General features: G+C 60.5%; 13 protein-coding genes and 1 tRNA gene. 3 read left to right on the plus strand and 11 right to left on the minus strand.

Going from position 1 to position 17,748, the window contains the following annotated elements; translation table 11 throughout:
• Positions 1-13: 13 nt before the first annotated feature.
• The 4 genes from SH292x_RS18095 to SH292x_RS18110 all read right to left on the minus strand — a co-directional run bounded on the left by SH292x_RS18095 (position 14) and on the right by SH292x_RS18110 (position 5,693).
• Entirely contained in the window at positions 14-2,917 is a 2,904-nt protein-coding gene (locus tag SH292x_RS18095; protein ID WP_442482424.1) for a LamG-like jellyroll fold domain-containing protein, read from the minus strand.
• 114 nt (positions 2,918-3,031) lie between these two features.
• A complete protein-coding gene (locus SH292x_RS18100; RefSeq protein WP_442482425.1) occupies positions 3,032-4,081 on the minus strand; it encodes a hypothetical protein in 1,050 nt (349 codons plus the stop codon).
• A gap of 77 nt (positions 4,082-4,158) precedes the next feature.
• Positions 4,159-4,593, minus strand: coding sequence for a hypothetical protein (locus tag SH292x_RS18105; RefSeq protein WP_442482426.1), 435 nt, complete (start codon positions 4,591-4,593; stop codon positions 4,159-4,161).
• 56 nt (positions 4,594-4,649) lie between these two features.
• A complete protein-coding gene (locus SH292x_RS18110) occupies positions 4,650-5,693 on the minus strand; it encodes a DUF1559 family PulG-like putative transporter (RefSeq protein ID WP_442482427.1) in 1,044 nt (347 codons plus the stop codon).
• 404 nt (positions 5,694-6,097) lie between these two features.
• Between SH292x_RS18110 and SH292x_RS18115 the strand changes: the two genes are divergently transcribed.
• Positions 6,098-6,170, plus strand: a tRNA-Arg gene (locus tag SH292x_RS18115).
• 28 nt (positions 6,171-6,198) lie between these two features.
• Here SH292x_RS18115 and SH292x_RS18120 read toward each other — a convergent pair.
• From SH292x_RS18120 to SH292x_RS18130, 3 genes are all read right to left on the minus strand, one after another.
• Entirely contained in the window at positions 6,199-7,971 is a 1,773-nt protein-coding gene (locus SH292x_RS18120; RefSeq protein WP_442482428.1) for an ABC-F family ATP-binding cassette domain-containing protein, read from the minus strand.
• A gap of 89 nt (positions 7,972-8,060) precedes the next feature.
• Entirely contained in the window at positions 8,061-9,701 is a 1,641-nt protein-coding gene (gene lnt, locus SH292x_RS18125) for an apolipoprotein N-acyltransferase (protein WP_442482429.1), read from the minus strand.
• Positions 9,702-9,731: 30 nt separating this feature from the next.
• Positions 9,732-11,003 carry a hypothetical protein gene (locus SH292x_RS18130; protein ID WP_442482430.1) on the minus strand — a complete coding sequence of 424 codons (1,272 nt, stop codon included), beginning with the start codon at positions 11,001-11,003 and terminating at the stop codon, positions 9,732-9,734.
• Positions 11,004-11,171: 168 nt separating this feature from the next.
• On the opposite strand from SH292x_RS18130, the gene SH292x_RS18135 reads away from it, so the two are divergent.
• Together SH292x_RS18135 and SH292x_RS18140 are read left to right on the plus strand one after the other, a co-directional pair.
• A complete protein-coding gene (locus SH292x_RS18135; RefSeq protein WP_442482431.1) occupies positions 11,172-12,038 on the plus strand; it encodes a metallophosphoesterase in 867 nt (288 codons plus the stop codon).
• A 228-nt stretch (positions 12,039-12,266) separates the two neighbouring features.
• Positions 12,267-13,607: an AAA family ATPase gene (locus SH292x_RS18140; RefSeq protein ID WP_442482432.1), complete on the plus strand. Its 1,341-nt coding sequence runs from the start codon at positions 12,267-12,269 to the stop codon at positions 13,605-13,607.
• A gap of 8 nt (positions 13,608-13,615) precedes the next feature.
• Here SH292x_RS18140 and SH292x_RS18145 read toward each other — a convergent pair whose 3' ends face one another.
• The 4 genes from SH292x_RS18145 to SH292x_RS18160 all read right to left on the minus strand — a co-directional run bounded on the left by SH292x_RS18145 (position 13,616) and on the right by SH292x_RS18160 (position 17,299).
• Positions 13,616-14,416: an ABC transporter permease subunit gene (locus tag SH292x_RS18145; RefSeq protein ID WP_442482433.1), complete on the minus strand. Its 801-nt coding sequence runs from the start codon at positions 14,414-14,416 to the stop codon at positions 13,616-13,618.
• A gap of 11 nt (positions 14,417-14,427) precedes the next feature.
• Positions 14,428-15,324, minus strand: a complete 897-nt coding sequence (locus tag SH292x_RS18150) for an ABC transporter ATP-binding protein (protein ID WP_442482434.1) — start codon at positions 15,322-15,324, stop codon at positions 14,428-14,430.
• Positions 15,321-16,208 (minus strand): aminotransferase class IV, encoded by an 888-nt coding sequence (locus tag SH292x_RS18155; protein ID WP_442482435.1) that lies wholly within the window; start codon positions 16,206-16,208, stop codon positions 15,321-15,323. Before SH292x_RS18155 ends, SH292x_RS18150 begins: the two co-directional genes overlap by 4 nt.
• A 122-nt stretch (positions 16,209-16,330) precedes the next feature.
• Positions 16,331-17,299, minus strand: coding sequence for a hypothetical protein (locus SH292x_RS18160; RefSeq protein ID WP_442482436.1), 969 nt, complete (start codon positions 17,297-17,299; stop codon positions 16,331-16,333).
• Positions 17,300-17,748 lie beyond the last annotated feature (449 nt).

Raw genomic sequence — 17,748 nt, forward strand, 5'->3', positions numbered from 1 at the left:
TAGAAGGGTGCTTCTAGCAGCGGCGACGTAACGCACCACTTGCTGCCACAGCGGTGAGAAGAACAAGCCCGGTCATTAGCATCGTCGATGGCTCGGGAACGGCGTTGCCAGCCAGCGCGGAAACGCTTCCCGAGCTTCGGCCAAAATTGGACTTCCAGAGCCCGTAATCCAGCCCATCAACGATCTGGTCGCCATTGGCGTCGGCGGCCAAACCCGCACCAGTCGCGCCGAGGGTGTCGCGCCAGACCGTGTAGTCGGCCAAGTTTACAAAGCCATCGCCGTTGTAGTCGCCAATGAGTTCGCCACCGCTCGAACCAACGAGCGAGAAAGTCCCCAGCGCGGCATTGTGGATCACCGACAAAGTTGCGGGAAGACCTTGGAAAACGATCGATGCCGGGTTGCCGCTGAGCGAGCCATAGCTCAGGAACTCGTAAGTCCCATTGGCGAGCGCACCTACCGCCGAGAAGTCGAACGTCGCTCCCGTCACATCCAAGTTACCAGCAACCACGAGGCTATCGATATCGTTGTTGCCGAACTCGACGCTGAGCGTACCGCCGAGGTTCATTGCCCCCACGGTGAGTTCGCCGATGCTGGTTCCCGGGGCGATCGTGCCTCCGTTGACCGTGACCGTGGAACCGAGCACCGAACCGGTGCCGCCGAACGTTCCGTTGCTGTTGACGGTCACGGGACTGGCATTCAGGGCTGAAGGAACCGCGCCGAACGTCAAGGTAACCGTATCGTAGACCGGTGGGTCTTGCGACGCGCCGGCGTTGCCACCCACGATGGCTTCCGAAAGACGAATGGTAGGACTACCTGCAACGACGCCGGCGATCACGGCGGTATCCACGAGGGTCGAATCGCCGTTTGTCGCGGTGATGGTGACAGGCTGACCTACACGCAAATTGGCGGCAACAGAGACGTCATCCAGATTGAACTGGGCGGTGCCCGATGTTCGCACGGCAGTAACGCCTGTCGTGGCGGTCGTCGGGGAAGTTACGAGGAACGTTCCTTCGTTGACGATGATGTTGCCACTGTATCCATTGCGTGCAGAATTGTTGTTGGCATCGAAGACAAGAGTTCCGGCCCCCACTTTCGTGAGCGAGCCCGGCGTACCCTCGATGTAGTTACCATCATTGCCCAGACCCAGATGGGCCGAGATCCCGTGGCTCAGCGTGAGACTGGTATCCTCCGCCACGCCAATCGAGGAATCCGAAGCAACGAACATCAGACCGGCACCAATTCCGACTCCAAACGCGGCTGTCGATGTATTGCCACCCGAGGCAAGGGTGTTGTGGCCGGCGCTGTTGTAAATAGCGCCTTTGCCATCGACGCCGTGCCCATTAATCGTCAGCAGGCTGCGATTGCCTGAAGCGGCGTCAAAGACGCCGGGAGTAGCGACACTCGCCCAGAACCCTGCGTTGTGGAATTCGAGGGTAGCCCCGGAGTTCACGGTGACCGGAGCGGCCGCGTTTCCGCGTGCCCCGTCGACCGCGTACTGCAAAGTTCCCTCGTCAACAACGTACCCGCCGTGATGAGTTCCACTTGGGCGGAGATCGAGATTCTGAGGCTGGCTAAATACCAAGGTGCCCTGCCCCGTCTTCACGATTCTCGTAGATCGAGTCGTGCCACTTGCTGACGATTGCGACATGGTCGCATTCATGTTGAGAGTGCTATTCTCCTCGATGTCCATCACGTAAAAATTGGACGACGAATGTCCGGCCAGCCTGAAGTCGCCTTCGGTTCCGTTCGAAGCACGGTACCCGGTGCCGTTGATGCTGACCTCCATGCCAGAAGCTACCGATAGATCGACGTCGGTAGTACTCACGAACTGGGGTGAGACGGTCAAAGTATTGGTGCTATCCAAATTGTCGATCGAGAAGCTACTCTGCGGTCCGGTGAAGGAGAGAACTTGGGCGGTACGCGGTGCACCCGCAATGCTCACACTTTGAACGGCACCGGCGTTGCCGCTGAAACGCAAGTTGCTTTGCGACGAGGCAACCATTCCTGATGACCAATGCTCGGCTACCCCCCAGTCTGAGCTGGCAGTGGAAATCCAGTCGCTGTAGGAAGTCGAATCGAGCCCAATGCCCATCAATCCATTTTGGTAGATCTGCTGAACTTCACTCGCCGTCAGTGCACGGTCCCAGATCGCCAGGTCGTCAATCATACCTTGTGTGGGCGTATTCGTTGTGCCGCGCCGCCCGACGAATAACGGATTGCTGGCACTGGGGACGATGTTGTACCCAGCAGCCAGGTTGTTATTCGCATCGCCACCCGAACCGGTGAAGACACTGCTGTCCCCATTCAAGTAGCCGGTGACCATTCCGACGCCGTTCTCGTCTTTCCCTAGCGTAAGGGCGACGTGGTACCAGGTGTTGGAGAGCAGCGAGCCGTCCGCCGTGTTGCGTTGCACATTCTCGCCGGAGGTGCCGCCGGGGCCGATGACCATGCGAATTCGGTCCAAGCCCATGGCGGTGATCGACCAGCCTGCTGCCGTGGACCCGTTGGCGCCGTGGCTAATTAGGATTTGGTCGTGCGGGGCGCTGGTATCGACATTAAACCAGAAGGAAACGGATTGATCGCCGGTCCCGATGCCGAACACACTGCCGTAGTTAACGCTGCGATCGGTGCTAGTCGCACCGGAAAGCCCGGGGAAACTAATCGCCTGGCCGATAGGGGAATCCACCAAGGTGATGGGAGCCGGCGACAACGGGGCCGCAGGGTTGGTGTTGAGCACAGTTCCATACTGAAGCGTCGTACCTCCCTGGTCGCGGACAGTCGCGCCTGCGGTTGGGTTGCCTCCACTGACGTCGACAGCGTCGAACGAGCTATATAATTGCAATCCATCCGTCAGCGAGGCCATGCTAACGGACACCCATAGACACTGCAGCATCAGCGCGAGTGCCAGACGTGACATCGAGAATCTCATAGGTAGGTTCTTCCTCTTCTTGGGCAGCAAAGCTGAGTAGTTTCGAATCGAGGGTTTTCTAGGAATGAATTGGCCCCGTAAACGACCGCGAGGGCTCGGCGATTAACTTGGCCGTACTCCCCGACGGCACGCAAAGGCCGCTCCTAGTAGGCAACTCGCTAGGAGCAAGAGGTTGGTGGCCGGTTCGGGGATGAGATACTTCTGCGCCAGATAGCCTGAAACGGCGTTGAAATCGGCTTCGCTGAGCGTATCGCCGTACACTAAGATTTCGGCGATCTGCCCATCGAGGAAGCCACGAGTGCTGCTTCCGCCGGACGTTGCCGGATTCTTGCCGATGGTGAAACGAACGTGGTCCGTCCATTCATGTTCGCCCATGGCCGTCCTCGACTTCACGGCAGTAATTAAGGAGTTTGGCGACGTACCTGGCGTAAGCACCATGGAGGTCGTTGAGAACGCCGACAGCCCGTTCACGTCAACTTCTGAGCCGTTGAAACGCGACGCAACGACGTACCACGTTGCCGGAGAAACCGAAGCGGGTGCCAAGTCGGGGTCCGTGAATGGCTCGTTGAGAGCTCCCGATTGCCGAAACTGCGGCATGAGGGCGGGCTGATCGCCGGTGGCGGCACTATCGAAGTCGTCTTCGATCGTATGGCTCCAGCCAATGGTGCTACTAGCAGTTGAGGGTACGAAATGGTTGGACCCGAATACGACCTGCTCTTTCTGACCTACCGAGTTACCAGCCGGAGCAAGCGAGTTGGTTTTGAAGACGGTGAAGACTGTCAGCGTTTTGAGATCATTGAACGCAACACTCGGGCCAGCGGCTAGGTGATCGCCCGTGCTGATGCTTGGTGCACTGGTGCCACTCCCGCCTTTGGAGAAACTGAGCACATTGTGCTGCGAACCGTTCGGCATGGTTTCGGCTGTGAGGAGAGCCGGCCGGTTCCCAGAGGCGGGAGCCGTGAAAGATGCCGGAGATCCGGCGACGGAGACTTGGTTGTTCCACTCCTGCACCCCGCCGGAGACGAGAGTTGTATTGGTTCCATCGAGCTGAATTAACAGATCGCTAGTGACCGTCAGCGTGGCAGCTTTGCCGACGCCGCATGGAATGTGGAGAATTGCCAATGCGACCAGCAGGAAGTGTAGTTTTCTCATTAGACGCCTCCCAAAAGAAGTTAAAAGACAAGTTGCACATCTACCGCCGGCGTTCTGTTCGCTACGCCTCCCCTGGCCTACTTCAAGGCTTCGGCCGTTTCGGGAACGACCAGTTCCAGTTCGCCCCCTTCGGCGGGCGCGTTGACCTTAACCTCCGCCGGCATAAACATCCGATTTCCGCGCGATTGATCCTCGCTTCGGTTCTGTCCATCAAAGCCCGCAATACTGACAACGAGCGCCCCCGGGGGGATCGGGCGACCCCCTTCGGCGCGTGTGTCGTAGCGTCCATTACTAATGGGCGCCATGCCCTGCGGCCCGATGTTGCCGGCGGCCACATCGGGATTGAAGAGCACGTAGCCCTCAGGGACAGGCTGCCCCTTCCATGTCACGGGGCCAGAAAGATGGACACGGCCATCGTTCTTCTCACACCCAACAGTCAACGCGAGCGCCACCAACGCGATGTGCCAGTAGCAAATGCCGTGGTAGTGGAACCGCCGAAGCTCTCGTTGCATTGCCGCCCTTGCAATAACAGCCGATGTGGATGGTTAGATTAGTTGTTGCCGGTGCTCTATTCGCCGAGTGGAAAAGGCTCGCCATTGTTTCGTGACGCAGCCGCCAGATAGGTAACCATGGCGATGTCATCGGTGATCAACCGAACGCTGCCATCCGCCAACGCGAACAGCGCGCCGCCGGGATGTTCGCTGCTAAACGCCATCTCGTTGTCGTTATCCTGATCCGCCCATTCCGTATTGATGGCAAGCCGGATGTTCTTGATTCCGCCATAGGCACGCGTTGTTGTGGCTTTCACGTTGTTGTTCTTGATGGGGTCGAGATTGCCGTTGATCATGCACCCTGCGGTCCAGGGGTTTTGCGAACCGCTCTTGAGTTCACCCATCATCAAAGTGTTGGAAGAACCATCGGTGATATCTTTGAATCGCACCTTGTAGTTCATTCCAAGCACACCGCTCAGACCGTATCCGCCGTAGTTGAGGGCACTAGAGCCGTTGGTGTCCGTCGTGAAGGCCTGTGGGTAGAGCTGACCATCCGCGGGATTCTTACCGACTGGGCCTGCGACGCCCAGATAATGACAGGTTTGAGTAGGCACCGTACGATTGTCGATCCAGAACGATTGTTTCACCGCGGTCTCTTGCGACGAGGGACAAAAGAAGCTGTCGATCTTGTGTCGGGCTACGAAATTGGCTCGCTTACTCCCGTAGTTGGTGCCAGTACCACCGGGGTCGCGGGCCGTGCCACCATCTTCGAAGCCACCGTAGCCATCGAGTTCGTCGTAGATGGCCTGCTGCTCGATGTACGGCAAGATGTAGCAACGCCACGAGAGGTTGTTCGACGACTTGGCTCCCGGCGGAAATTGCTTGCGAGCCGATTCGTAGTTCAGGGTGCCCAGGGCGAGCTGCTTGAGTTGATTGGAGCACTGCGTTCGTCGCGCCGCCTCGCGGGCAGCCTGAACGGCTGGCAACAGCAGCGCCACCAGGATGCCGATGATGGCGATCACCACCAACAGCTCCACCAAAGTGAAGGCACGGCTACGGTACCACTGAGGCCGACTGCGCCCTGCGGACTTCGCGGACCTACCCTCGAAGGAATGGCCCATAGGTAAGCTCCTTGCACCAGCGATCAGATAACGACGAGGAAAAGTGGAGAGGATCGAGAGAGAAGAGCGGTCGACCTTACGGACCATCCGGTCCCGTCGAATCACCCAGCTGCCGACCCAACATAAAGTACTGAATTAACAAAATTATTTGTAGCCGGCCAGTACTGTTATGTCAATGTAATTCCCGTAAAAAATTCTGATCAACCGGAATCTATTCTCTGGAACTGCTGGTCCACCTGCCCGCTGGGGCGGGGGGCTGTAGGAGCTTCCGTCCGCCTACAAGGGCTAGTCGATTACCCTTCGACCGCCGTAACGCACTAAGCTAGAATGACCAGCCGGACGAGATGCTGCGTGAGAGAATGCCCTCCGGCGAGGGGGCCGCGAGGCGGACAGCCCGACAATTGGCCCTTGTAGCTCAGGGGATAGAGCGACGGTTTCCTAAACCGCAGGTCGCAGGTTCGAATCCTGCCTGGGGCATTTTTAACGGACTAGCAGAGCGGTGCGATTAAGCCCCTTCGCTCGCTTCGTAAAGCTCGAGCCATTCGTGTTCGAGCGATTCGAGTTCGGTCGTGATCTCGGCAACTCGCGCGTGGAGTTTCTGCGCTTCTTTGGCGTCGGTGACTTTTAGCAGTTGCTCGTTCGCTTCTTTACGATCGCCATCGAGCTTCGCGATTTTGCGTTCCACGTTCTTGAGACGCTTCTGCGCATCGCGGTCCGCGCGGGCGTTCGCCTTGCGGTCGGCGGCGTTGTTGTCGGCCACGCCATGGGCGGCCGCTTCGCTCCGCAGGCCTTCGTCAATTTCTCGCTGCACGCGGTAGACGTAGTCGTCGTAGCTAGCCGGATAGATCACCACGCGACCTTCGCGGACTTCGATTACGTCGGTAGCGACTCGCTGCATGAAGTGACGATCGTGACTGGTGAAGATCACGGTGCCCTTGTAACGCTCCAGCGCGTCGGCCAAGGCTTCGACGGTTTCGACGTCCAAGTGGTTGCCCGGTTCGTCGAGCATCAGGACGTTGTGCTTTTGCAGCAGCAGGCCAGCCATTACCAGACGGGCCCGCTCGCCGCCGCTTAGTACTTTGATCTTCTTGTTGATGGCATCGCCACTGAAGAGAAAGCTTCCGGCGATGTCCTTGATTTGCTGCGTGGTGCGATCGACCGCCGCTTCGTACTCCAGGTACTCCATCACCGTCTTGTCGGCGTTGAGCGAGGTGTAGACGTGCTGGGCGTAGACGCCCATTTCACAGCCGAAGCCCCATTTGATCTCGCCGGCCACTGGTTCGAGCGATCCGCAAAGCGTCCGCAGGAACGTCGTTTTCCCCTGTCCGTTGTCGCCCACGATGCCGACGCGTGAGCCGTGCTCGATTTCGATGCGAATATCTTCGGCCACTTGCCGGTCGGGATAACCAATCGCGACGTTCTCGGTCCGCACCGCAGGACCGCGCCGGGGTTCGATGTTGGGGAAGCTGAACGCGACGCGGGCTTCGTCGCCGGTCACTTCGACCAGTTCCAACCGCTCCAATTGCTTGGCCTTGTTGCGAGCCTGGCTCGCGGTATTGGCGTTGGCGCGGTTCTTCGCGATGAACGTCTCGAGTTGCTTCCGCTTGGCCAGCGTGGCCGCGTTGACGCGCATGTCGTGCTCGCGGCGTTCGTCGACGTTGGCGAGGTACGACTCGACGTTGCCGGGATACATGGTGAGTTCGCCCCGCGACGCTTCGAGCGTGTGGGTGCAGGTCTTCATCAGGAACGAGCGATCGTGCGATACGATCAAGCACCCACCGCGAAACGCGCGCAGGAAGTGCTCAAGGAGCATCTGCGTCCGCAGGTCGAGGAAGTTCGTCGGTTCGTCCAGAATCAGCAGGTTCGGATCGTGCAGCAACAGGGCGGCGAGCTTCACGCGTGTCTGCCAACCGCCGGAGAGCTCGCGGACCGGTTTGTCGAGCATCGAGTCGGCCAGCGCGAACTGCCACGCGATTTCGCCACACCGCCAGTCGGGCTGGCCGCTGTCGCGGGTGAGGAAGCCCATGACGGTCTCGCCCTCGAGAAACGGATCGTGCTGGCGGAGGTAGCCAAGGCGGAGCTTCTTGCTGCGAATCACTTCGCCCGCGTCGAGTTCTTCCTCACCAAGCAAGATGCGGCAGAGCGTGGACTTGCCGGCGCCGTTGCGGCCGATAAGGCCAATTTTCTGGTCATCGGTCAGGGCGCAGCTTGCCCCGCGGAGCAGTTGTTGGCCACCGTAGCGTTTGTAGGCATCTTGGAGCGAGAGAACGACGGGCATGGCGAAGTATCGAGGGACTTGTGGCGAGCGGACGCCGTAAGGCGTCTGGTGGGCGGGCTTGTAGGCGACGTGTTCGATAGCCCCGGGGGCTATTTGGGACGGACGAACCACCCCGTCGCGACTAGACATAACGTAACAACCAAGCACGCAATGGCGAAGGTGTCGCCATGGGCCAGGTAGGTCGATTCTGCCCCGCCAGGCACTACGTCGACCAGCAGCACCTGGGGGGTCATCGGCTGGCTGACCGCTAGCAACCGGCCACATCGGTCGACGTTGGCCGATAGCCCGCCGTTGGCGGCCGCCACCAGCGGCGTCCGGCACTCGATGGCCCGCAATCGGCTGCACACCAGGTGCATCGTCAGCTCGCTGGAATCATAGAACCACGAGTCGTTGGTGACGTTCACCAATACGTCGGGGCGTTTCCCCTCGCGAGCCAGCTCAACCACTTGCGACCGTACGACGTGGGGAATCACGGTCTCGTAGCAGATTGTCGGCATGTAGCAGACGTCGTCGATGACGAACGCCGCGGGGCCCTCGCCGGCCGTCACGCCGCCAATCGGAAACAGACTGTAGATGGCTGGAAACCAAGTTCCGAAGGGGACGTACTCGCCAAACATGACAAGGTGCGTCTTGGCGTAAGTTTCGAGGACCACGCCTTCGCCATCGACCGCTACCGCCGAGTTGTAGACACTCCCTGGTTGGTCTTCCGAGCCGAAATGAACGCGATCGAAGCCCAAGAGGAGCGGCGCGCCGGCGATTTTCTGAAGTTGCGCGAGGTCGCTGCGAATGGTTTCGTCGGCTTGCTTGGCTTCCTCTTCGTAGATGCCTGGGGCAAAGGTCACCATCGGCGTGCGAAACGCCCCCTCAGGCCACACAAAGAGATCAACCGGCACTCCTTCCGCATCGATTTGCGTGCGAGCTTTGCGCGTGAGCTCGATGTAGTGCTCCATCACTCGTTGATCGCGATCGGGGTCGGCAGTCCAGACGGCTCGCTCATTGCCCTGGATCAACGCAATCCTTCGAGTCGGTGCGTCGGCCGGGAGTTCGAGCTCTCGCAGTCGTTGGTCGCCGTACCAATCGGCGCCCAGGATCGCCGCCGTCGCAACGATAACCGCGATCGGTTGCCGCCACGCCGCGGTGCGCTCGCGCCGCCTGTTGAGGAACAGGAGCTCGCTCGCCGCGGAAGATACGAGCATCACCAAGCCGGAGACTAAGTAAGCTCCGGCGAGGTCGGCGATTTGAATGAGCTTGGTTTGCTCGATCTGAGTATGCCCGAGCGCCGCCATCAAAAAACCGCCAAGCAAATGCGCCTCGAGCCACTCGATCGCGACCCACACAATGGGTGCAACGAGCCAAACGGGGGCTCCCAGCTTGCGGACGCCTGCCCGCGTCGCGTACACGAACAGCGGAACGTAAATGCCTAAATAACCTGCCAGTAACAGCAGGCCGAAGAACGTGGCGGGATGGGCGAGCCGAATCCAGTGGATCGCGAAGAACCAGTACGCGAAGCCCGCGAGCCATAGCTTGAGGTAGGGTCGCCGGCCGTCGAGCGGCGATTGCGTGGCCAAGTAAATCCACGGCAGCGGCGCGACCCACGCTAGAAACCCCCAGCTCCACAGCGGCTGAGCAAAGACCAATAGAGCCGAGCCTAGTAGTCCGAGTGCAAGCGGGCCCCGGTACCAGGGTTCGCTCGAAAGTGTCGCGGTTGGCTCAACGGTGGCGTCGGACATCCTGTCCCTCGTGGGGTTCGTTGACGAGAACTAGCGGAGCACGGGAGGCTCGGATTGGGGATCGGCGACGGGCAAATCTTCGAAGTACTTCCCCACGTCGTTGTGCAGTCGCAACACCGCCTCGGTCAAACTTGCTGCGTCGTCGTGCGCTGCCACTTCATCTTGAAATGGCTTCCACACGACTTCTGGCAAACCGGCTCGCACGGCCGCGGCGGACACCGAGCCATTGATGCCGTGACGCAACTGCGGTCGCTCTTCGGCGACGGCGAGTAGCAAGTTGCTCTTGAAGGCGATCTCGACGAGCGCTGCATGTTTGGGTCCGTATTTCTCAGAAGCTTCTTCGCCCATCGCGCGACCAACGGCGAGTAACTGTTTGAGCTGCTCGGGCGAACCTACCTCGGTCACCGTGAAGTTGGGCACTTCGAGGGCAAGCACTGCCGCAACGGGCTCCAACTCCTGTCGGACCGAAGCGACATCGCTGTCGGGCGCAAGCAACAAGTAACTGAGCCGCGAAGCCAACCGCCAAGTCAGGTCGCGGGAGTCGATCGGTTTGGGCTCGATGGGCTTGGTCTCTATGGGTGCCGTCTTCGGCGGCTCGGCTTCAAAAGGGAGCGGCGCGGCCGAAGCTACCGCCGGAAGCTCCTCGCGTGTTTCCGGTTCCGCCACGGGCAGCGGTTCGGTGTCCGTGGCGGGCGTCTCAACGGGTGGATTCGCTGGCGAGGCCGCGGGGGTCTCTACGGGCTTCTCCTCTTCGGTCACGAGCCACGGCAGCAGCGGCTCTTCTGTTTTCTCCTTCGCGGGCGCTACGGACGGCAATTCCATCGGCTTCACTTCGAGCACCGGCGTGCCTGGGGGCAATCCGGTCGCTGGCAGTGGCTCTGGTGTTCGCGGCGTTTCTGCTTCTGGCTCGGGCTTCGGTTCAGGCTCCGGAGTAGTTTCTGCTGGCTTGTCCGTGGACCGGGGGCCGAACACGCTGTCGAAGAATTCCTCTTCGGTTTGCTTGGGACTCTCGCTAGGAGGGGCTATCGGCTCGGGCGCTGGGTCCGATTCGTTGGCTGGCTCCGTCTCAGGTGGGGCAGCCGGTGGCGTCTCCTCCTTCGTCGGCACGTTGGCGAATAGGTCGACCTCGCCTGGTTCGGCTTCGGGAATGGGGACATTCGAGCCAGCAGGTTGGCCTTCTGCCGCCGGTGACTCGGAGGCCGAATTCTCAGCCGTTGCGTCGTAGGGGATGTCTTTCATGCAGCCGGCGGTCGGCATAATTCCGACGACCAGCGCCACCAGAATCGAGCGGATTGTCCCCATCGATCGAACCCTGGCCGCCATGCCACGTAGAACGGGAGTTGTTTCCACCGGGTTGTTGCCCCTCGAGTCTGTGTAACCGATAATCTACTGCTGCTTTAGCGGCTTAACGCTGGGTGTGGCCGGCAAAGCACTCGCTGTCGCAGGCATTCTACCCGCAAGACGTCCACCATGTCGCCCGACCCAAGGAAAGTCAACCGCAGGCGGTTCCTCCGCTCCGCCGGCCGGTGGACAGCGGCCGTTGCGGGCGTGGCGGGCCTATACGCGTGGCGGATTGAACCGCACTGGCTCGAAATCGTCGAGCGCGACATGCCGCTAGCAAACCTGCCGGCAAACCTTGCTGGCAAACGAGTGGTGCATCTTACTGACATCCACGTGAGCCGCGTCGTTGACCAAGCCTACCTGGAGCGAGCCTTTGACCAGGTGGCTGAGCTCGATCCCGACGTGGTGCTTGTCACCGGCGACCTGATGACGGCGAAAGCAACCGAACAGATTCCATCCGTTCTTTCCTTGTTCAACCGTCTTGATCCGGACCAGCGATGCATCGTCGTTACGCCGGGCAATCACGACTATTGCCGGTTCGTCAGTCAGCACGGCGTCGTGAGCAGTCTTTTTGAACAGCTCGGCCGAATGGGTGTTCATGGATTGCGAAACCAACGGATGGAATACGACGGTTTGCAGATCGTTGGCTGCGACGAATGGATGGCGGGGCGGTTCAACATTCGGGTTGCGCTCGACGAGTACGACCCTTCGCGCCCGGCGATTGCCATGACGCACAATCCCGACACAGTCGACTACGCGGGCTGGGAAGATTATCGCGGATGGATCCTCGCGGGCCACACGCACGGCGGGCAGTGTCGCCTGCCCTACTTCGGGGCACCCATCATCCCGATCCGCAATCGCCTCTATACGGCGGGCGAGGTGAAGCTCGACGATCGACGTACCCTGTATGTCGGTCGCGGCCTGGGCTACACGCGGAGAGTGCGATTCCTGTGTTCACCGGAAATAACGGTGTTTCGCCTGACGCAGATGGCCTAAACTCGCTCGTCCCTTCGGCTCCAGTCGGCATTCTCCACACCGCCGTCACGACCCGCCCACGTCCTTCCATCCCTGCCGGACTGGTATCGCGACGGAAAGCCGAAGCATTTGTGGCTGAAATTGTACCCCCCTGGTGGACTACTCGCGTGGCGCTCGCACTCTATCACTAGTGAGAAGCCCGCCAGGAGGTGGGCTCGCCATTGTCGGATTGCCAGCAGCGAAGATGCCATGAGCGCGCTATCGTCCTTAAGTTCCACCGCTACGTTCAACGGCGATACGGTCGTCGTCGCTCCGGCACCCGCAGTCGCATCTCCCACTCGCCTTCCCGCGCCCCCGCGTGAACCCCGCTCGCTGGCCGAGGCAGGGCTTAGTGAGTCGGACGTCGAAGCGCTCGTGCTGAAACAACTGCTTCAGCATGGCAATCAGTCGGGCGGGCAAACCGCCGCGCAGCTTTGTTTGCCTCGCGGCTTGGTCTCCGCCTCGCTAGAGCACTTGCGCCAGGAGCTACTGGTTGGCATCAAGCAGTCGGTTGGCGTGGGTGACTACCTCTACCAACTGACCGAAGCCGGATTCAATCGTGCCCGACAGTATGCGGCTCGATCGAACTACGTCGGCGCCGCCCCGGTACCGCTGGCGGCTTACCAAGCAGCGATCCGGCACCAATCGATTCAAAACACCAAGCTTCGCCTCGACCAACTTGCCGCAGCATTCGCCGACCTGAAGCTCCAAGCGAGAATGCTCAGCCGTCTGGCCCAGGCGATTGCTGACGGGCGTGGCATGTTTCTGTTCGGCAATCCGGGGAATGGAAAGACCACCATTGCCGAGCGAATTTGCGACGCGTTCGGCGAATACCTGTGGATTCCGCGGATGGTTCACGTCGGCGGCGACCTGATTCGTTTGTACGATCCGAGTTGCCACGAACCAGTGGACCTATCGCCGCTGGATGGGCAGGCATTCGATCGACGCTGGATTCTAATTCGCCGACCAACCGTTGTGGTGGGTGGAGAGCTTACTCTTGCGCAGCTCGACACTAGTTACAACGCGGCAACCGGAATCAGCGAAGCGCCAGTGCACATGAAAGCGAATGGCGGGGCGCTCGTGATCGACGACTTCGGGCGTCAGCGCGTCAGCAGCACGGACATTTTGAATCGCTTGATTGTGCCGCTGGAGAAAGGCTTTGATTTCCTGAACCTCGCAAGCGGGCGGCAGATCCAAGTCCCCTTCGACATGCTCTTCGTGTTGTCCACCAACCTCGAACCCCGCGATTTGGTCGACGAGGCATTCTTGCGACGAATTCCGTATAAGATCGAAGTGGCCGATCCGACCGAAGAGGAGTTTCGTGCGCTGTTCGCCATGCTCGCGGCGAAGGCCCGGTTTGCGTGTACGCCCCAGGCAATCGACTACTTAATCGAAGCCCACTATCACCGCGCCAGCCGCCCGATGCGATTCTGCCACCCGCGAGACCTTCTAAGGCAGATTCGCAACTACTGCGACGTCCACGAACTGCCTGCCGAGGTGACCAACGATTGCCTCGACATGGCGGTCGAGAACTACTTCTCAGCGCTTTAGATCGCCGGTTAAGTGGTGCACAGGCTTCGGCGGGCCATGATCTCGCTGGCCGCAAGTAGCGAGACCGCCGATATCGCCAGCAGCACCACGAGGTCGCTCCACGGGAATACGTTCGACTGAAGCGTGAGCGCCGGCCGGTAGTACTCGAGAATGCCCAGCGGCGCGAACGGCTTGGCGGCCGGCCAAAGCTGGGCCACGAAGTTCAACAGGAACGACCCCGCGACAAGCGCGAAGATCACCGCCATCGCTCGGTTGCGGTAGTTGCTCAGCGACGAAATCAGAAACCCGACGCTGCCAACGGCCAGGTAGACACAGTAGAGGTTCACCAAGATGATCGCCGCCGCGCGTAGCGAAGGCCGCATCTCCGCTGGCATAGCGGGCACCATTAGTCGATGCCCGACGAAACCCATCACGATCAGCAGCACGCCGGTCGCCATCATCACCAACACCTCGGCCCAAAACACTTGCCGGCGCGACACGGGTAGGCCCAGCAGGAAGTCGATGGTACCTCGGTCGACTTCGCCAGCGGGGAGGCGGGTCGATAGGTTGATCGCTTGGAAGAAGACGAGGGCGAGCACAATCGGATGCACCCACAGCACAGCGGTCATGGTTTGGGCCGCAATCTGTTCGCCGACGTCGGTACCCAGCAGCGCGCCGAGCATCGCCTTGGTAATCGGAAGTCGATCGAGCATGTCGCCGATTCCTTCCTGCACTTTGGGTAGCAGAAACGTCAGCATCATGTTGACGCCAAGTAGTCCGAGGCCAACGAGGAGCGTCGCCACCCACACCTCGCGCCAAATTTTTCCCAATAGCCCTCGCACTACGCGGTTCCTTCCACCTGGTGATAGAGCGAATGGAACAAGGCGTCCAAATCGGGCCGGCCTACTCGCAAGTCGACGAGCGGTTGTTCGAAGGCCCACTGGAGCAATGGCTTCGCCGGCCCTTCGAGCCTGCAGGTGATGGTTGCATCAAACTGCTCCCGTTCGGTGAGGAACGCGGGGAGCGTCACGCCCGTTGCAGTTTGTGCATCTCGATAGATCAGCTCTACGATTCGCGGCGCACGATCACGGATCGCCAAGAGGGGTTCGTCGACAATGATCTTTCCCCGCCGAATGATGGCCACTCGGTGGCATAGGCTGTCGACTTCGCTGAGCGTGTGGCTGCTAAAGAAAATGGTCTGCCCATGTTCCGCGCCTTTGCGGATCAGACTCCCAAGCACCGATTGCATCAAGGGATCGAGCCCCGAAGTTGGTTCGTCCAGAATCAATAGCTGCGGCTGGTGGGCCATCGCCAGAATGAGGCCCAGCTTCTGTCGAGTGCCTCGCGACATTTTGCGAACGGGGAGCGTTGGCTCCAGTTCGAACTGCTCAGCTAAGTCATGGCCGGCGGTCGTTAGATCTTTGCCGCGTACCTGCGACACGATCTTGAGGCCATTGCGGAGCGTCATCCAGGGATAGAGCCTCAGATCGCCGGGGACGTAGCCGACCTCGCGTTTCACCGCGGCACTTTCGGTCCAGCAATCGCGGCCCGAGATCTCCGCCCGTCCGCCATCGGGCCGCATTAGGCCCATGAGCATTCGAATGGTGGTTGTCTTCCCGGCACCGTTGGGGCCAAGAAAGCCGAAGATCTCGCCTCGCGCCACTTCAAGGTTCAATTGGTCAACGGCTACACGCGTACCGTAGCGCCGAGTCAGATCGGTGGCTCGCAGGACATTCATGAACGAGCACGCTGAGCTTGGCCACGAATGTCGATGCCTACGAGCGACGACCACGCCGCAAGGAATCGCAAGTACTCCGTCCCCGGACTGCCAGACCCTACCGGACGGTCCTCGATCGAGACGACAGGCAGCGCGCAAATCGACGTGCTGGTGAACCAGACTTCGTCAGCCGAGCGGAGTTCGTCGATGGTGATGTCCCGTTCGGCGAATGGGACGCCTAGCTGGGCGGCGAGCTCGGCGATGACGGCAACACTCACACCAGGCAGCACCTTGGTGCTTCGCGGCGTGGCGAGGCCCGACTCGCGGTCGTACGTCACCAGGTTCGCGGTCGAACCCTCGCCGACGAATCCTTCCTGGTCGAGCAGAATCGCCCGAGCCCGTGGCCTTCGCGCGCGGGCTTCGTGATCGGCCAAGTAGTAGTGCATACGGCTGCGGCATTTGAGCTCCGCCGGCCAGCAGTTCGGCGGCACTTGGCGATGCTCGCTCAAGTAGGCGTGCACGCCGTCGTCAAACTGATCGGCCCACTCGGCAAAGTGTAGCGGCAAGCCATGCACGCAAATCGTCGGCCCCGCGCCACTGCCCGGCGTTACGAACACCACGACTGCCCAGTCGTCATCGGGCCCGATCTGCGAGCGATGGAGGTCGAGATACTGATCGATCGCTGAATCAAGCTCACGGGTGATAGCAACCGCATCGAGGCCGATGATAGCGAGCGAAGCGTGCATCCGGGCGAGGTGCGATTCCTTGCGAAACAGCTCGCCACCAAACGTACGCAGACGTTCGGTGACGGTGATGCCCATGGTGAACCCCAAGTCGCCCAAAGGAATCGACACTTGGGGCTCAGGGATCCATTGGCCGTTGAAGTAAGCAAGTCGTTCGGTCATGCTGGCCGAGCGTAGCACAACGGAGCCGTGCCGTCCACGTTCGGTGCTGCCAGCAGGGACATCTGTAGAGGGCTCTCCGAGCCCGATACTCGGGGTCGGAGACCCCTCCCACAATCTCGCTATCAATTCATGAACATTACGTGCTGCCACATGGTGGCAATCGTCGAACCGGTCGACATGTAGTCGAACAGGTCGTGCGACTTTCCCACGCAGTTCGTGCAGTCGAAGCACTGCACCTGCTCGCGAGCGCCGGGGATGAGCGAGGTCGGACCGCAGAGGCCCATCGCCTGTGGGCTACAATTGGTCTCGACCAGATCGTAGTGCCGCATCGCAGGGTCGAGTTGATTGTTGAGCATCATCACGCGGTCGATCTGATGCATCGCCAGGTCGTGATAGCCGTTGGGGCCAAACCAATTAGAGTGCGTCGCGGCGGCGATGAATGCCACTCGCATCGGAGCGTGCTGCCCGGTGCTCGATAGCGAAGCACCGCTCAGATCACCACCGGCGAGCACGTGCATCGCACCGCCAATGATCCGCGCGCCGTAGCTGTAACCAATCAGACTGATCTTCGCGTCAACGGGCATTTGGTTCAGCACCCACGCGAGCTCCCAGCCCACGGGCCGAGTGCGAACGGCTTTCACGCGGAAGTCGCGGAGCAGGCCATTCACTTCCGAAGCGGGCCAGGAGAAGATTACGTACCGCACGGGGCGGTCGTCCGTCGCGTAGCCAGTCAGCGTGCGGTACACGCGAAGCGATCGATCGCGGGCCATCGAGGGATCGACCTTATTGCCGTGCACGTAGAACACGGTCACCATGCCATCGCCAGCCGCTGCGGACAATTGCGCGAGGTCGGTATTCACCCAGCGACGGCAGTTGCCGCTTTCGTCGACCGCGTACTGGCGAACTTCCAGACGCTCGGCGATCACGTTCTCGCTCGTCGAGCAGGCGACGGGCCGAACATTCACCTCCCACACTTCGTCCTGGACGCGCACGCCCGAAATCGACTCTGCGTACAGAGCCGGAGCAAAGGCGAGCAAGGCGCACGTGGCAACAGCCAGTGCAATATGGCGGTGGAGGGCGGGGGCACGCATGGTGGGCAGGCAGTGCAAGGCGGCAAAAACGGACCCTGTAAGCATCGGATTTCCTTACCCTTTAGCACCACACCAAGTCGGGGGAGGTGCAATCGAACGGGAACTTCGGCCTGTATAGATTCTGCTAGCGAACAATCGACCCTAGCGATTGCAAAGATTGTACCGATCGCGGGAGGTTTGCCGAGGGTGCTGGCAGGGGCTTCTCAAGATGTTGAAAAAAATCATCTGTTGCGTTTGCACCACGCGGGGCGTGGGGTACGTTTCCCTGACGCCACATCAGGCTGGTTGTCGCTCCCCGATGGAGTGCCAATTGCCCGCAGTGGTCGCCCCGCCCCAGAGTCCCTCCCCACTCGTTCGCCGACGTGCGAACACCCACCTTCCGCCTACTGCCAGCCGACCACCGGCGTTGCCCTGCCATCCCCAGGGCCTCCCCCCAGCAGGCAAGGAGA

The sequence above is a fragment of the Aeoliella fuhlenseeensis genome (assembly GCF_052161615.1).
Taxonomy (GTDB): Bacteria; Planctomycetota; Planctomycetia; order Pirellulales; family Lacipirellulaceae; genus Aeoliella.

Excerpts from the sequence above, each read along its gene's own strand:
- SH292x_RS18155 (WP_442482435.1), bottom strand. The coding sequence starts at position 16,208 with ATGACCGAACGACTTGCTTACTTCAACGGCCAATGGATCCCTGAGCCC.
- SH292x_RS18120 (WP_442482428.1), bottom strand. The coding sequence starts at position 7,971 with ATGCCCGTCGTTCTCTCGCTCCAAGATGCCTACAAACGCTACGGTGGC.
- SH292x_RS18100 (WP_442482425.1), bottom strand. The coding sequence starts at position 4,081 with ATGAGAAAACTACACTTCCTGCTGGTCGCATTGGCAATTCTCCACATT.
- SH292x_RS18140 (WP_442482432.1), top strand. The coding sequence starts at position 12,267 with ATGAGCGCGCTATCGTCCTTAAGTTCCACCGCTACGTTCAACGGCGAT.
- SH292x_RS18105 (WP_442482426.1), bottom strand. The coding sequence starts at position 4,593 with ATGCAACGAGAGCTTCGGCGGTTCCACTACCACGGCATTTGCTACTGG.
- SH292x_RS18160 (WP_442482436.1), bottom strand. The coding sequence starts at position 17,299 with ATGCGTGCCCCCGCCCTCCACCGCCATATTGCACTGGCTGTTGCCACG.
- SH292x_RS18135 (WP_442482431.1), top strand. The coding sequence starts at position 11,172 with ATGTCGCCCGACCCAAGGAAAGTCAACCGCAGGCGGTTCCTCCGCTCC.
- SH292x_RS18095 (WP_442482424.1), bottom strand. The coding sequence starts at position 2,917 with ATGTCACGTCTGGCACTCGCGCTGATGCTGCAGTGTCTATGGGTGTCC.
- lnt (WP_442482429.1), bottom strand. The coding sequence starts at position 9,701 with ATGTCCGACGCCACCGTTGAGCCAACCGCGACACTTTCGAGCGAACCC.
- SH292x_RS18110 (WP_442482427.1), bottom strand. The coding sequence starts at position 5,693 with ATGGGCCATTCCTTCGAGGGTAGGTCCGCGAAGTCCGCAGGGCGCAGT.
- SH292x_RS18150 (WP_442482434.1), bottom strand. The coding sequence starts at position 15,324 with ATGAATGTCCTGCGAGCCACCGATCTGACTCGGCGCTACGGTACGCGT.
- SH292x_RS18130 (WP_442482430.1), bottom strand. The coding sequence starts at position 11,003 with ATGGGGACAATCCGCTCGATTCTGGTGGCGCTGGTCGTCGGAATTATG.